We start from the raw sequence: 13,862 nt of genomic DNA, 5'->3' as shown, positions 1-13,862 counted from the left end.
GCTTCTGTGGTGTTTAAATGGTATCACTGCAGAATGGAATTTTATTGTCTGAGGTCAACCGGCTGCTTTACGTCTAACACTTCCATATAATAGTCTTGAGTTTGTCTAAGCATTTCCTGGACGCTGAAGTCCTGCCAACGCTTCGTGCCGGAGTCTATACAAGACTGGGTGAGATCAGGATTCTGGAGAAGCGAACAGCAGGACTTAGCAAGTTCTTCCGGCTGTCCCGGAGGAACCAAAAGGCCATCCTGAGAATGGCGAATCACTTCCGGTATTCCTCCTACAGCAGTGGCAATAAGGGGAAGATGAGCTTGCATGGCCTCAAGAAGAACAAGGCCCATACCTTCGTTCACAGAAGGAAGAATGAAAATATCCATGGCGGGAAGGGCCCTATAGGCCTCTGGAAGATAACCTGTAAAAGTGTGGGGCAGTTCCAACGCTTCAGCCTTCTCAATAAGTGCCCCGCGAAGAGGCCCATCCCCAATGATCAAAGTATGGATATGAGGAAACTGAGGGCGTAGAATTTGAGCAGCATCCAGAAGAGTATGAAGGCCCTTGGTTGGGTGCAGTCGGGCAATGCTGCCAAGAACCAGAGCATCCTGGGGTATTTCCCATATCCGACGAAAGTTTTCTCGCAGTTCTGCCCGTTGCTCATCGGAAGCTAATTGAGGAAGGGGAGGGATACCATTATAAATAGTGCGAATCCTTTGCGCTCCGCGACGGGCAACTTCTTCAGCCAGGGCTTCAGAAACGGTAATAACCCCGGAGGTAAAAGGAAGAGTCAGCCGATCCAAAGCTAAGGCTAAGAAAGCCGCCCTAGGCGAAAGGTAATCTTGCTTTAGGGAGCTATGGACTGTGCTTACCACAGGTATGTTCAACCGCCTTCCGGCCAGTCTTCCCAAAAGATTGGCTCGGGAACCGTGAGTGTGGATAAGAGAAAACCCTCCCCGACGTATTTGGGCTATAAGTCTTGGTAAAGGTGAGAAATCCAGGGCATGCTTCATGGGAAAACGCAAGGTTGGAATGTTTTTCTCTTCGGTGTATTGGGCGAAGGGGCCATCGATTAAGCAGCCTGAGGTTAAAGAAAAGGTACTCCTATCCATCCCTTGCAGTAAGGTCAAGACATGCTGCTCGGCGCCACCGATTTCTCCACCACCGATTAACTGTAAAATTTTATAGGTTGGCACGGGGATTCTTCCCTTCTTTTAAAAACTCGGTTATACTAATGTAAGAGCAAATTGTGACTAGGTAATAAAATAACTTTGGCAAAAAACGAAAAAGTATAAAGCAACGGCTGAGGATCTTTCCGGTTAAATTTCGTTATTGGAAAAAGTTAAAAATCAGGAGGTCGTTTTAATGCTAGATAGTCAAGAAATTCAAAAGATTATTCCGCATCGTTATCCCTTTTTGCTGGTGGATAGGATCCTGGAGTTGGAAGATGGCAAACGGGGGGTGGGTTTAAAGAATGTTTCCGGTAACGAGCCTTTCTTCCAAGGCCATTTTCCCGGTTATCCGGTGATGCCCGGAGTGCTGATTATGGAAGCTTTAGCTCAAGTGGGTGCTGTGATCCTTTTGAAGATGCCGGAATACGCAGGGCATATTGCCCTTTTTGCTGCGCTGGAAGATGTACGGTTCCGCCGGCAAGTTATCCCTGGAGACCAACTTCGTCTGGAAGTTGAGTTATTAAAGCTCAAGCGGGGGATTGGTGTAGCTCAAGGAAAAGCCTATGTAGGAGAAGACTTAGCGGCTGAAGGCACATTAAAATTTGCTGTCGGTCCTAAATTAGAGGGATAAAGGATTTCAACTAATTGTAGTATAACATAAACATAAAATGATAGAGTCAGCGGATTAATGACGGTGGATAGCCAGGGCAGTTTCCCTGGCTTACTTATTTGGGCAGATCATCATTTTAGAAAAGACAAATTACCCTTCCTGAGCTCTTGCATAGTTTAGGATAGGGGGGAGTTTGATGGGTGCACAGCTTACCGGCTTAGGAGCCCTTGTGGCTTTGTTATGGATTCTGACGGATTATTGGGAGTGGACGGTTCCGGAGGGGATCGGCCATAAAATCACCGATTGGAAGAAAAAATGTTATAAGACCCAAATCACAGTAAAATTTACTAATCAAGAATCCATTTATAGACAGGAGCAATTTGCCTTTTCCTTAAAGCGCTTTCTGCGGGATATGGAGCAGGAAATGGGGATGCCCGTCCATTGTGAGATTGAGCTGTGGGGGGAGAAGGATGAGTTTTCTGAGGAAGAGCTTCTTTACATTAAATGTTTAAATCAATCTTTCACCGGCTTTACTTGGTCCATACAAGAAACAATCCCCCAACCAAAGTTGGGGGATCAGGGTTCCAGTTAAAAAGTGTCATCTAGGCAAAGTAAGGCGTATGCTCGATGAAGATTTTGCGTCGGGTGTTTCTTTTGAATCGCCTTTGGGTTTCTTATCGCAATCTTTATGATGCTTCTTCCCAAAATCAACCTTTCCGTTGGCTAGGTCCTCTTCTACTTTCTTTTGCCGCTCTTTAATCGCTTCTTTGATTTTTTCAGCCTTTTCTTTTTCCAGGATTCCGGCTTCCACTTTCTTATCGATCATTTGCACCTTAAGCTCAACCATTTGTTGATGGAGAGCTTTGATTTCTGCTAACTTGGCAGGATCCGGCGCAGTGGTGGTTGCCCCAAAGGCTGTACCGGCACCAAAGGTGAGGAAGGCGAGGGTCAATAAACTTACCGCGAGCTTCTTCAACAATTTACACTCCTCCTTTGTATGGATAGGTCAAGTGACATGCTTTTAACTGGAACATTTCATAGAATACCCAGAAAAAGAAAGAAACATAGTGGTAATCCTTGGATGGAATTATTTTGAAAAACAGGAAGGACAAAGACCTCTCGGGAGGGAATAGTACCTAAGATGATAGGGATAGATTATACCTTTCTTAACGGGATGCAAGGAGAATGTTATGATGTTCTACCTTTTTGTTGCAGATTCGGGGGAACTGACACTTTCCCCTCTGTTAGATGATAGACATTTCACAGAGGAGTTTGAGGTGTTGCGGCCTGGATTTCCCTTAAGCTTTGCCCAATTTCTTCTCGAAGAAATCCACTTTAAGAGGATGGGATCCATAAAAGCTAAGGTGCTTTCTCTATGGGAAGTTTATGCAAAGGAAAAAGGGCGGGATAAAAATAGGGATGGGGCATGGGTTAAAAGAGAGATTCTCAAGATCTTGCGGAAGCAGCCCGGGTTAAAGGGCTGCAATTGGCGTTGGGAGAAAAAGACAGGTTTGCCTGAGAGCCTGTTGAGGAGCAATCTAAAGAACATAACAGAGAAAGAAAGAGTTCAGGATTTCTTGGATAGAACTACGGGCAGATTATTAGCTAAGGCCGACCTCCAGCGGCTGGGGCAGGAATGTCGCCTATCCTATACTGAAATCCTGACCCTTTGCCATGAGCAGGTTATGAAAGGGTATGCCCAATGGATTCCGGCAGTAAAAAGGGAAGGGAAGGGCTGGAGATGCGAACGCTGCGGGGATGCTTTGGTTGAAGAATGGACAAGCATCTATGGAGTGGCCGCTACTTGTCCTGCCTGCACTTCCTTAGGGGCAGTAAGCTCACTTCATGAACTCTACCGGAGTATGGCTCCCTCCCCAATGAGTTCCCTCTCCTCTACGGAGACTGTTCATTCGGCTTCCTCCCCTTTTCCCGGCCGTAGTAACATTTCTTGGGTATTTTCCCCTCGTTGGGAACTTAGCCAGGCCCAAAAGCTTGCGGCCCAACAGGTTTTAGATTTTGTAAAAGAGGGCGCTATAGACTATAACATGATTCAAGGAGAAGACTTCAGGAAGGAAATGCTGCTCTGGGCGGCGTGTGGAGCTGGGAAGACCGAAGTCTGCTTTCCTGCTGCGGCATGGGCACTTGAACAAGGGAAAAAGGTATTATTTGCTGCACCTCGTCAAGATGTGGTTCTGGATGTAGCCCCTCGTCTCCAACAGGATTTTCCCGGCTTAAAGCTGAGTATTCTCACGGGAACAAGTCAGGAACGTTTTACACCGGCTCCCTTTGTCCTGGCCACTACCCATCAAATCCTGCGTTTTTCACAGGCTTTTAACCTAATCTTTCTTGATGAGATGGATGCCTTTCCCTACTATGGCAATACAGCCTTAACTTGGGGAATGGAGCGGGCATTGGGTCCGAGAGGAAAGATAGTCTATCTGACAGCTACTCCCTCGCCGGAAAGCTTGGAGAAGGTTAAAGCAGGAAGAGTGGGGCTCATCCGCCTTCCTGCCCGTCATCATGGCAAGGCGGTTCCCGTCCCTCAGTGGCAAAAGGTTTCGGGGAGCCTGGATCCTGAGTGTTTATACCATAAGGGACAGGGACAAAAGGTCTTTGATTGGCTTAAGGAGTTGGCTCTATTGGGTCCTGTTCTTCTCTTTGTTCCGAAAATATCCTGGGTCAACCCTTGGGTCGAAATCCTAAGAAAGGAGTTTCCTCAATGGGCAATCTCTGGAAGCTATAGTGCCGATCCCCATCGCGGTGAAAAAATCGAAGCTCTGCGGAACAAAATGTTTCGAGTCTTTGTCTGCACTTCGGTTCTAGAACGGGGGGTCACCATACCTAATGTTCAAATCATCGTCCTTGAAGCGGATCACGGAATTTTTGACGAGAGAGCCTTGGTCCAAATGGCCGGGCGAGTGGGTAGGACTCAAGAGAATCCCACTGGAAATGCACTTTTCCTATCCTCCAAAAGAACGCCTTCTATAGAAAAGGCGATTTATTGGATTAAAGAACAAAATGAGATAGCGTTTGCACAGGGTTTGATTGATAATTAAGAAGTCGAAGTCTTAGTGCGGTTAGTCATGGATAATCAGCTTAAGAGAGGGGATATAAATAAGGGGGTTCCTTATGTCCGGCTATACCTTATCTCTATGGCAAGATATGAAAGATCTTGCCCGGGCTCTGTTCTATGAAAAAAGTTCAACCTGCCTCCTCTGTGAAACCTACGTGTCAGGGGGTCAGGTTTTTTGTGATGATTGTAAGCAAGCTTATTTTTACCCGGATTTGAATCGGTGTACCCATTGCGGCAAGCTTCTTGAATCCCCTCATAAAAAATGTGAGGACTGCACTGAGGGCAGAGGGCCTAAAGGTATGGATCAAGTTGTGGCCTGGGGACATTATACGGGGGCTTGGCGGGAGTTCATTCAGGATGTAAAGTTTAAGTTTCAGCCTTATCTGCTGAAACGGCTTGGTCAACCTCTAGGAGAATTTGCTCTCTGCCATCTGCCGCCACCTAATATTCTTGTTCCTGTCCCCATGCACGATGAGCGATTAGGGGAAAGGGGCTTTAATCAGGCAGCGGTCATCGCCTCTCTTCTCCATTGGGAGCTGGGGATCCCTTTATGGGAGGGTCTGGCTCGGGTCCAGCCCACCACTCCGCAAGTAGGATTAAGTAGGAAAGAAAGGCTTCATAATCTGGAGTCGGCTTTTCAAATGCCTTCTTCAGCGCAAAGTCAAATCCATGGAGCTAAGGTTTGGCTTATTGATGATGTGACCACCACAGGTGCGACCTTGGAGCACTGTTCCAAGGTCCTCAAAAGAGGTGGGGCAGCTCATGTATATGGACTCGTTTTAGCGGCAGGTTTGGAGAAAAGGAGATAAAAGGGACTATTCAGTCTCAGAATTCGGTGTTATAATAGGGGCGGATAGGCGTGAGTCTGTTACTATTTTTTAAGGTAAGGGGATTTTCTTCATGGCGTTTCAAGACAAAGAACTAGTCTGCAAAGACTGCGGAACCACTTTCATTTTCACTGTGGGTGAACAAGAATTCTATGCAGAAAAAGGCTTCGAAAACGAGCCACAACGTTGCAGAGACTGCCGCAACGCACGTAAAACCAACCGCAACAGCGGTGAAACTCGTCAACGCGAAATGCACACTGTAGTTTGTGCTGAGTGTGGCGTTGAAACACAAGTTCCATTCCAACCTACTTCTGATCGTCCCGTTTACTGCCGTGATTGCTACCAAAATCATCGCGTAAGTCGCTAATCAGAGTAAACGAGAATATATGAGAGCATTGGAGTTTATCCAATGCTTTTTTTAAATGGTTCTTTTTATTCATTTTAAGGAAAAGCTGTTGAATAAATTTGCATCCTTATGTATAATAATCAATATCCATAAGACGAATATAAAACTTTATCAAAAAAGTAGCATGTTTTGCCCGTTGGATAAGTAAAGTAAAAAGGAAGAGTAAAAGGAGAGGGATAAAAATGAAAAAGAATGTACGTCATGGGATCATTGCGGTGGTCATGATGGGCTTGCTCGCTCTTACAGGCTGCGGCGGTAACCAAAGCCAGCCTCCTGCTAACAATGGAGCGAATAATGGAGCGAATGCGGGAGAAGAAAAAGTACTGAAGATCGGTTCCGCTATTGAGTATGCACCTTTTGAATTTATGGACAAAAAACAAAATCCCACAGGCTTTGATATCGATTTAATGAACGAGATCGGTAAGGACATGGGATACACTGTTAAATTTGAGTCATCTTCCTTTGATGGCTTAGTCACAGCCGTCGGTCAAGGGAAATATGATGCAGCTATTTCTGCTATGACGATCACCGACGAACGCGCTAAGTCGGTGCTTTTCAGTGATCCCTATTTTGAATCCGCTCAAATTATCGCTGTAAAGAAAGGTTCCGCTATTAAATCTGAGCAGGATTTAATAGGTAAAAAGGTGGGTGTTCAGCAAGGAACTACGGGTCAGGATGTAGTTATTGAATTTGGAATTGATCCTAAGAAGTTCGAAACCATCGGTGATGCCATCAACGATATGATGATCGGTGGTTCGGATGCTGTAGTGGCTGATTTTCCAATCTTCCAATATTTCATTGAACAGAATCCGAACATGGATATTGAAGTGTTACCCAGTAACTTCCCCAAAGAGTATTTTGGCATCGCCTTTAAGCTTGATAACAAAGAATTAGCCGATCAGGTAAATGCTTCTTTAAAGAAACTCATGGACAGTGGAAGATACAACGAGATCTATAAGAGCTGGTTTAATGAGGATGCTCCTAAGTTCTAAGCCCGGCTCAGAATGATGACTCAAAACGCCTAGCAATGCTGGGCGTTTTGTTTGACTATGATGCTCATTTTACAGGATGCCGGACAGACCGTTGGAGAAAAATGCCTGAACAATAATTCTTGAATAAACTTGCGATGAAATGTATAATTACCAAAGAATCAAAGAAGGACTTAAAAATGTGCACTATATAAGGAGGATGAGGGTGTGGAACTCCGTTGGGAATTGATGATTGATAGCCTTAGGCCTTTACTGAAAGGGACAGTGATTACCCTAGAGCTTACGGCTGGGGCTGTAGCTATGGGGATTGTCATCGGCCTGTTTATGGCTTTAATGCGCTTGTCCAATAGCCGGATTTTACGTGGCTTTGCTATAGCCTATATTGATTTTTTTAGAGGGACACCCCTTTTAGTACAAATCCTCATGGTGTACTTTGCGGTTCCTCAACTCCTAAATTTTCAGATCCCCAATAATTACCAGTTTATCGCGGGCATATTGGCTATGGGCCTTAACTCGGGAGCCTATATTGCGGAGATTTTCCGGGCCGGGATTCAGTCCATTGATAAGGGGCAAGGGGAAGCGGCAAGGTCTTTGGGAATGAGTCATGGTCAAGCCATGAGGTATGTCATTCTGCCGCAGGCATTTAAACGGGTTATCCCTCCTTTGGGCAATGAATTTATTGCCTTGCTTAAGGACTCGTCCTTGGTGTCCATCATTGCGCTTCAGGATCTTATGTATACCGGAAAACTCATTGTAAGTCGGACCTATCAACCCTTTGTTATTTATTTAGAAGTGGCCTTATTCTATCTGGTCATGACCCTGATCCTTTCTCGGTTCGTGAATTATACAGAGAGGAGGCTCGGTAAAAGTGATAACCGTTAAGAATCTGCATAAGCATTTTGGCAAACTTGAAGTCTTGCGCGGAATTGATTGTCATATTAAAGAGAAAGAAGTTGTGGTGGTTATCGGCCCCAGCGGCTCGGGGAAAAGTACTTTCTTGCGTTGCCTCAACAAGCTGGAGGAGGCCACTGCCGGAGAAATTGTCGTGGATGGTATTCCTTTGAATTCGGAAACCAATGTGAATGCTATACGGCGGGAAGTGGGGATGGTTTTTCAAAGGTTTAATCTGTTTCCCCATAAGACGGCTTTGGAGAACATTACCTTAGCTCCGGAAACTGTTCGCAAGACCAACAAGCAGGAAACAGAATGGCTCGCCATGGAGCTATTGAAAAAAGTGGGCTTGGTAGATAAGGCCCATGAGTATCCGGATCGACTCTCCGGGGGACAGCAGCAGCGGGTCGCTATTGCAAGGGCTCTCGCCATGCGTCCTAAAGTCATGCTCTTTGATGAACCCACTTCGGCCCTTGATCCCGAGATGGTGGGAGAAGTTTTGGCCGTCATGAAGGATCTGGCTCGGGAAGGCATGACCATGGTTGTGGTCACTCATGAAATGGGCTTTGCCCGAGAAGTGGGAGATCGAGTGATCTTCATGGATGAGGGGAAAATCATGGAGGAAGGATCCCCTGAAGACCTCTTTGGTAACCCTCAGAATCCTCGCACTCAATCCTTCTTGAGTAAGATCCTTTAGATTATAAATAGTGCAGATTTTGTTTGCAATATCTCTTCAGAAAAGCTGATGCTGTGGTCCATAGAGTCCTGCATCAGCTTTTGTGTTACGAAAAGATCTCTTATAAAGCAAAGGGAGCATGAAAAAATTTGCCAAAAAAAGGTTTAGATTAGCGTCCTCCTGGGCATCCTTCATAAGAGACTAGCTTTTGGCAGATGGCCGGAGCTGTCAAGGAATCAAGGAGGTTTTTTTCTGTGCTGGGTAAAGTAAAGTGGTTTAGCAAACAAAAAGGGTATGGATTTATCGAAGGAGATCATGGACAGGATATTTTCGTTCATTTCTCTTCTATCATGGGTGACGGCTTCCGTACTTTAGAAGAAGGTCAAGGTGTGGAATTCGACATTATCCAAGGTCCGAGGGGAGAACAGGCTTCTAATGTGCAAGCGAGATAAGTGATAGCGAAAAGGAAGAGCTGCTTCATTGAGTTTTGAGAAAGTTACTATCACATGAATAAAAAGAAGGATTGTTGGAATAATTTACAACGATTCTTCTTTTTTATAATGGAAATTTAGTTAAAAGAGAAGAAAGTTTTGGAAGGATTTTTTGCGGGAAGAGGGAATAATATAGTAAGCAGATATTAAGGGGGGTTTTACTATGAACATCAGCGTTCGCGGCAAACAAATGGAAGTTACCGATGCCCTGAAAGAGTACGTTTTGAAAAGGGTAGGCAAATTGGAAAAATACTCTGACGAGTTTATGGATGTTAAAGTAACCCTGCTAGTAGAGGAAGGCCGGCATCGTGTTGAGGTCACTGCACCCCTTCATGGCATGATTCTTCGAGGTGAGGAAGAAAGCGGAGATATGTATGCCTCCATCGACCTGGTAGTGGAAAAACTGGAGCGTCAAATTGATAAGTACCGCACTCGGATTAACAAACGGATGCGCACTAAAGTTCTCAAAGATCATGAAATTGAGCATCCTGCTCTCCATGAGGACGAAACTGAAGAAGTTGTCCGTCATAAAAAGTTTGGTACCAAACCTATGTCCGTGGAAGAAGCCATTATGCAGATGAATTTGGTAGGACATAATTTCTACGCCTTTACTAACATGGATACGAATGCCATCAATGTGGTTTATCGCCGGAGATTAGGCGATTATGGTCTCTTAGAGCCCGAAGATTGATTTTAATCGGCGAGCTGCAGAAATTGGGAGCCTAGGATAAAGTTAAATAAGCGTATTCAAAACGAATGGTCTACAAGCGTAGACCATTCTTGCGTGCATATGGTTGTTTTAGGACATTCCTACAGAATTTAGCAAGAGATTTAAGCCGGGCTATGATGCTATTAGCTTGCACCCTGTAGATGAGAATGATAAAATGAGTTGATACCCTTGGACAGATGGAAAGGTGGTCAATAATGGGTTTCTTAAATAAACTTTTTGATGACAATGCTCGTGAGATTAAAAAGTATCAGAAAAAGGTTGCTGCGATTAATGACTTAGAGCCGGAAATCAAGGCGCTGTCGGATGAACAGCTACGTGCCAAGACCGATGAATTTAAACAACGGCTGGAGAATGGAGAGAGTCTTGACAGCCTTTTGCCTGAGGCATTTGCAGTGGTTCGAGAGGCTTCCTGGCGTGTCAATGGACAACGGCACTACGATGTGCAGCTGATCGGCGGCATGGTCCTTCATGATGGCCGGATTGCAGAGATGCGTACTGGGGAAGGAAAAACCTTGGTTGCAACCCTTCCATCCTATTTGAATGCATTGACTGGTCGTGGCGTGCATATTGTTACCGTCAACGACTATCTTGCCCGTCGTGACAGCGAAATGATGGGCCGCATTCACCAGTTCTTAGGGCTATCTGTGGGTCTCATTGTCCATGGATTAAATTATGTTCAGCGGCGGGAAAGCTATGCTGCAGATATAACCTATGGTACCAATAATGAATTTGGCTTTGATTACTTACGTGATAATATGGTGACCCGACCCGATGGATTGGTTCAGCGGGAACTTCATTATGCCATTGTGGACGAAGTGGACTCCATTTTGATTGACGAAGCTCGTACCCCTTTGATTATTTCCGGGGAGGCGGACAAGCCTACAGAGCTCTATGACCGAATCGCGATGATTATCCCTCGCTTAAAGCCGGAAGAAGACTATAATGTTAACGAAAAAGACCGGGTTGTTACCCTGACTGAACAAGGAGTTAGCAGGGTTGAAACTATGCTCTCAGTGGAGAATCTCTTTGATGATCTGCACACAGAGTTGGCTCATCATGTGAACCAGGGATTAAAAGCCCATGCCCTCTTTAAAAGGGACCGGGATTACGTGGTTAAGGATGGACAGGTCATCATTGTTGATGAATTTACCGGACGTCTTATGTTTGGGCGCCGTTATTCCGAAGGCTTACACCAGGCGATTGAAGCTAAGGAAAAAGTAAAGATCGAAAAAGAATCCCAAACCTTGGCGACCATTACCTTCCAGAACTATTTCCGGATGTTTGAAAAGCTTGCCGGTATGACCGGTACCGCTATGACGGAAGAGCCGGAATTCAAGAAGATTTATAAATTAGATGTAGTTGAGATCCCCACCAATAAGCCCATGATTCGCGCGGATATATCCGATGTGGTCTATCGGACTGAGGACGGTAAGTTCAAAGCGGTGGTTGAGGAGATCATCGAACGCCACAAAAAAGGACAACCGGTTCTTGTGGGAACCGTATCGGTGGAAAAGTCCGAGCGCTTAAGCAGCATGTTGGAGCGCCGCGGTATACCTCATCAGGTCTTGAATGCAAAGTTTCATGAGAAAGAAGCCGAGATTATTGCCGGAGCCGGCTTGAAGGGCATGGTCACCATCGCCACCAACATGGCAGGTCGTGGTACGGATATTATCCTTGGGGAAGAAGTAGCCGAATTGGGTGGTCTGCATATCATAGGTACAGAGCGCCACGAATCCCGCCGGATTGATAATCAGCTCCGTGGTCGTGCCGGGCGTCAAGGAGACCCGGGCTCTTCCCAATTTTTCCTTTCCTTGGAAGACGATTTGATGCGCCTCTTTGGTGCGGATAATATCACGGGTATGATGGATAAATTAGGAATGGATGACTCCATCCCCATTACGTCCAAGATGATCAGCCGTTCCGTAGAGACAGCTCAACGCCGAGTGGAAAATAGAAACTTTGAAATCCGGAAGCATGTTCTTGATTATGATGATGTGATGAATCTTCAGCGGGAAGTCATCTACGCCCAACGCCGTCAAGTTCTTATGGGTGGCAACATTCAGGAGAGCATTGCGGATATGCTGGAAAAAGTGGTTCGGGAAACGGTGGATATGTTTGGGGCACAGAGTCCCTATCCAGAAGAATGGGATCTCAACAGCTTCCTGGAGTATGTAGAAAACCTCTTCTTGCCCAATCACGATATCACCGCGGAACAAGTCGGGAGCATGGAAAAAGAAGAAATCGTGGAAATGCTTCTGGAAAGCGCTCAAGCTCATTACAAAACCCGTGAAACAGCCTTTGGTGAAGAGCTCATGAGGGAAATCGAGCGGGCCGTTATGCTGCAAGTAGTGGATAAGAAGTGGATGGATCACTTGGATGCCATGGATATGCTCAGAGAAGGTATTGGTCTGAGAGCTTATGGCCAAAAGAATCCCTTGGTGGAATATCGTCGTGAAGCTTACGATATGTTCCAGGGCATGATCAGTTCAATTCAAGAAGACACGATCCGCTATATTATGAGGGTGACACCTCAAGTGACGGAGCAAACGCCGGAAGAGCCTCAGCATGTCCGCACCAACCGGGATGAGGAACAGCCGGCACGCCCGGTCCATAATGAGGGGCCTCAAATAGGCCGCAACGATCCCTGTCCCTGCGGCAGCGGCAAGAAATACAAAAAATGCTGCGGATCAGAAAATTAGAGCACTTTTTATAAAGGAAAACTCGTAAGGCATAATGAGGCCCTGGGCTGCAATATGCCTTACTTTTCGAAAACGATAAGGTGGTGAACGTTAAGTGATATTTGAATGGAAAAAAGAGCTGGAAAGTTTAGAAATGCGCTTAGCTGATTTGAGGGTTTCACTTTGACGTCCCTCAGCGTGAGGATAAAATCAGTATCTTAGAGATCGAACTACAAAGGCCGGACTTTTGGGATAACCCCGAAGCGGCTCAAAAAGTCATGCAGGAACTTTCTTATCAGCAGGAGAAAGTCAAAACCTATTACACCTTAAAGCAGCAATTGGATGATATGCTAACCCTCTATCAAATGGCAGTGGAAGAAAAGGATGAATCCCTTGAGCCTGAACTTGAGGAAGGAATTTTAGCCCTTCAACAAAGCCTGGACGGGTTAGAACTGGAGATCCTTTTGAGCGGCCCTTATGATCGCAATAACGCCATTCTGACTCTTCATGCGGGAGCCGGTGGTACGGAAGCTCAGGATTGGGTATCCATGCTGTATCGAATGTATATCCGCTATGGAGAACGCCATGGTTATAAAGTAGAAATCATGGATTTTCTGCCCGGCGATGAAGCAGGAGTAAAGAGTGCAACCCTATCCTTTGCAGGAGAAAATGCCTATGGCTATTTGAAAGCAGAGAAAGGAGTTCACCGCTTGGTGCGGATATCTCCTTTTGACGCTTCAGGACGACGTCATACCTCCTTTGCATCTGTGGATGTTATACCTGAGGTGATGGAGGATAATGCAGAGATTCAAATTCCGACCGAGGATCTCAAAGTGGATACCTACCGTGCCAGCGGTGCGGGTGGACAGCATGTGAATAAGACAAGCTCCGCAGTTCGGATCACTCACTTACCCACGGGGATTGTGGTTCAGTCCCAAAGCGAGCGTTCTCAGATTCAAAACAGAGCCTATTGCTTGCGTATCCTGCAAGCCAAGCTCTTGGAGCTGAAACGCAAGCAGCAGGAAGATGAGATTTCCGAGATTCGTGGAGAACAACAAGATATTGCTTGGGGAAGCCAGATTCGTTCCTATGTGTTCCATCCTTATAATATGGTCAAGGATCACCGGACCAACGAGGAAACAGCGAATACCGGAGCTGTTATGGACGGAGAGATTGACCAGTTTATCGCTGCTTACCTGCAAAAGACAAAAGCCGCTCAGTAAGCTGAGATCAGATGTAGTATGCAAAGTAAAATATAAGCTGAAGCAAGATGTGTAAAGATGAGGCTTGGCCATGAGCCAAGCCTTTTAAACTCATAGAATATAAAT

General features: G+C 45.7%; 14 protein-coding genes. 12 read left to right on the top strand and 2 right to left on the bottom strand.

From position 1 onward, the window contains the following. Positions 1-41: 41 nt before the first annotated feature. Positions 42-1,187, bottom strand: coding sequence for a glycosyltransferase (locus DESPCE1_RS0119950; RefSeq protein ID WP_019851485.1), 1,146 nt, complete (start codon positions 1,185-1,187; stop codon positions 42-44). A 169-nt stretch (positions 1,188-1,356) separates the two neighbouring features. On the opposite strand from DESPCE1_RS0119950, the gene fabZ reads away from it, so the two are divergent. Next, positions 1,357-1,794: a 3-hydroxyacyl-ACP dehydratase FabZ gene (fabZ, locus tag DESPCE1_RS0119945; protein ID WP_014795802.1), complete on the top strand. Its 438-nt coding sequence runs from the start codon at positions 1,357-1,359 to the stop codon at positions 1,792-1,794. 172 nt (positions 1,795-1,966) lie between these two features. Beyond that, positions 1,967-2,365, top strand: coding sequence for a hypothetical protein (locus tag DESPCE1_RS0119940; protein ID WP_172637640.1), 399 nt, complete (start codon positions 1,967-1,969; stop codon positions 2,363-2,365). Positions 2,366-2,371: 6 nt separating this feature from the next. On the opposite strand, the gene DESPCE1_RS0119935 is transcribed toward DESPCE1_RS0119940, so the two are convergent. Next, positions 2,372-2,752 carry a DUF2680 domain-containing protein gene (locus DESPCE1_RS0119935; protein WP_014795800.1) on the bottom strand — a complete coding sequence of 127 codons (381 nt, stop codon included), beginning with the start codon at positions 2,750-2,752 and terminating at the stop codon, positions 2,372-2,374. A 214-nt stretch (positions 2,753-2,966) separates the two neighbouring features. Here DESPCE1_RS0119935 and DESPCE1_RS0119930 point away from each other — a divergent pair, with 214 nt between their 5' ends. The 10 genes from DESPCE1_RS0119930 (at position 2,967) to prfB (ending at position 13,757) form a co-directional block, all read left to right on the top strand. Continuing rightward, positions 2,967-4,829 carry a helicase-related protein gene (locus DESPCE1_RS0119930; protein WP_019851484.1) on the top strand — a complete coding sequence of 621 codons (1,863 nt, stop codon included), beginning with the start codon at positions 2,967-2,969 and terminating at the stop codon, positions 4,827-4,829. Positions 4,830-4,902: 73 nt separating this feature from the next. Further along, positions 4,903-5,655, top strand: a complete 753-nt coding sequence (locus DESPCE1_RS0119925; protein WP_019851483.1) for a ComF family protein — start codon at positions 4,903-4,905, stop codon at positions 5,653-5,655. A gap of 91 nt (positions 5,656-5,746) precedes the next feature. After that, positions 5,747-6,040 (top strand): zinc-ribbon domain containing protein, encoded by a 294-nt coding sequence (locus tag DESPCE1_RS22815; protein WP_014795797.1) that lies wholly within the window; start codon positions 5,747-5,749, stop codon positions 6,038-6,040. A 221-nt stretch (positions 6,041-6,261) separates the two neighbouring features. Beyond that, complete coding sequence (locus DESPCE1_RS0119920; protein WP_019851482.1) at positions 6,262-7,071, top strand: basic amino acid ABC transporter substrate-binding protein; 810 nt, start codon at positions 6,262-6,264, stop codon at positions 7,069-7,071. 204 nt (positions 7,072-7,275) lie between these two features. Beyond that, positions 7,276-7,950 (top strand): amino acid ABC transporter permease, encoded by a 675-nt coding sequence (locus DESPCE1_RS0119915; protein ID WP_019851481.1) that lies wholly within the window; start codon positions 7,276-7,278, stop codon positions 7,948-7,950. After that, the gene (locus DESPCE1_RS0119910; protein WP_019851480.1) at positions 7,937-8,656 is read left to right on the top strand and encodes an amino acid ABC transporter ATP-binding protein; all 720 of its coding nucleotides are present in this window, start codon (positions 7,937-7,939) and stop codon (positions 8,654-8,656) included. The genes DESPCE1_RS0119915 and DESPCE1_RS0119910 overlap by 14 nt, the downstream gene beginning before the upstream one ends. Positions 8,657-8,889: 233 nt before the next feature. Then, positions 8,890-9,087 (top strand): cold shock domain-containing protein, encoded by a 198-nt coding sequence (locus tag DESPCE1_RS0119905; RefSeq protein WP_014795793.1) that lies wholly within the window; start codon positions 8,890-8,892, stop codon positions 9,085-9,087. Positions 9,088-9,289: 202 nt separating this feature from the next. Continuing rightward, complete coding sequence (gene hpf / locus DESPCE1_RS0119900) at positions 9,290-9,817, top strand: ribosome hibernation-promoting factor, HPF/YfiA family (protein ID WP_014795792.1); 528 nt, start codon at positions 9,290-9,292, stop codon at positions 9,815-9,817. Between the two features lie 233 nt (positions 9,818-10,050). Then, entirely contained in the window at positions 10,051-12,555 is a 2,505-nt protein-coding gene (gene secA, locus DESPCE1_RS0119895; RefSeq protein WP_014795791.1) for a preprotein translocase subunit SecA, read from the top strand. A 94-nt stretch (positions 12,556-12,649) separates the two neighbouring features. Then, a protein-coding gene (prfB, locus tag DESPCE1_RS0119890) for a peptide chain release factor 2 (RefSeq protein WP_172637638.1) occupies positions 12,650-13,757 on the top strand; the annotation gives its coding sequence in 2 pieces (ribosomal slippage) (positions 12,650-12,718 and positions 12,720-13,757; 1,107 coding nt in all). Positions 13,758-13,862: the final 105 nt, after the last annotated feature.

The sequence above is a fragment of the Desulfitobacterium sp. PCE1 genome (assembly GCF_000384015.1).
GTDB classification, from domain to species: Bacteria; Bacillota; Desulfitobacteriia; order Desulfitobacteriales; family Desulfitobacteriaceae; genus Desulfitobacterium; species Desulfitobacterium dehalogenans.
Note: the sequence above shows the minus strand (reverse complement) of the source record. Positions and strands in the feature narration are given on the sequence as shown.

Coding starts and splice junctions, on each gene's coding strand:
- fabZ (WP_014795802.1), top strand. CDS start 1,357: ATGCTAGATAGTCAAGAAATTCAAAAGATTATTCCGCATCGTTATCCC.
- DESPCE1_RS0119930 (WP_019851484.1), top strand. CDS start 2,967: ATGTTCTACCTTTTTGTTGCAGATTCGGGGGAACTGACACTTTCCCCT.
- DESPCE1_RS0119925 (WP_019851483.1), top strand. CDS start 4,903: ATGTCCGGCTATACCTTATCTCTATGGCAAGATATGAAAGATCTTGCC.
- DESPCE1_RS22815 (WP_014795797.1), top strand. CDS start 5,747: ATGGCGTTTCAAGACAAAGAACTAGTCTGCAAAGACTGCGGAACCACT.
- DESPCE1_RS0119920 (WP_019851482.1), top strand. CDS start 6,262: ATGAAAAAGAATGTACGTCATGGGATCATTGCGGTGGTCATGATGGGC.
- hpf (WP_014795792.1), top strand. CDS start 9,290: ATGAACATCAGCGTTCGCGGCAAACAAATGGAAGTTACCGATGCCCTG.
- secA (WP_014795791.1), top strand. CDS start 10,051: ATGGGTTTCTTAAATAAACTTTTTGATGACAATGCTCGTGAGATTAAA.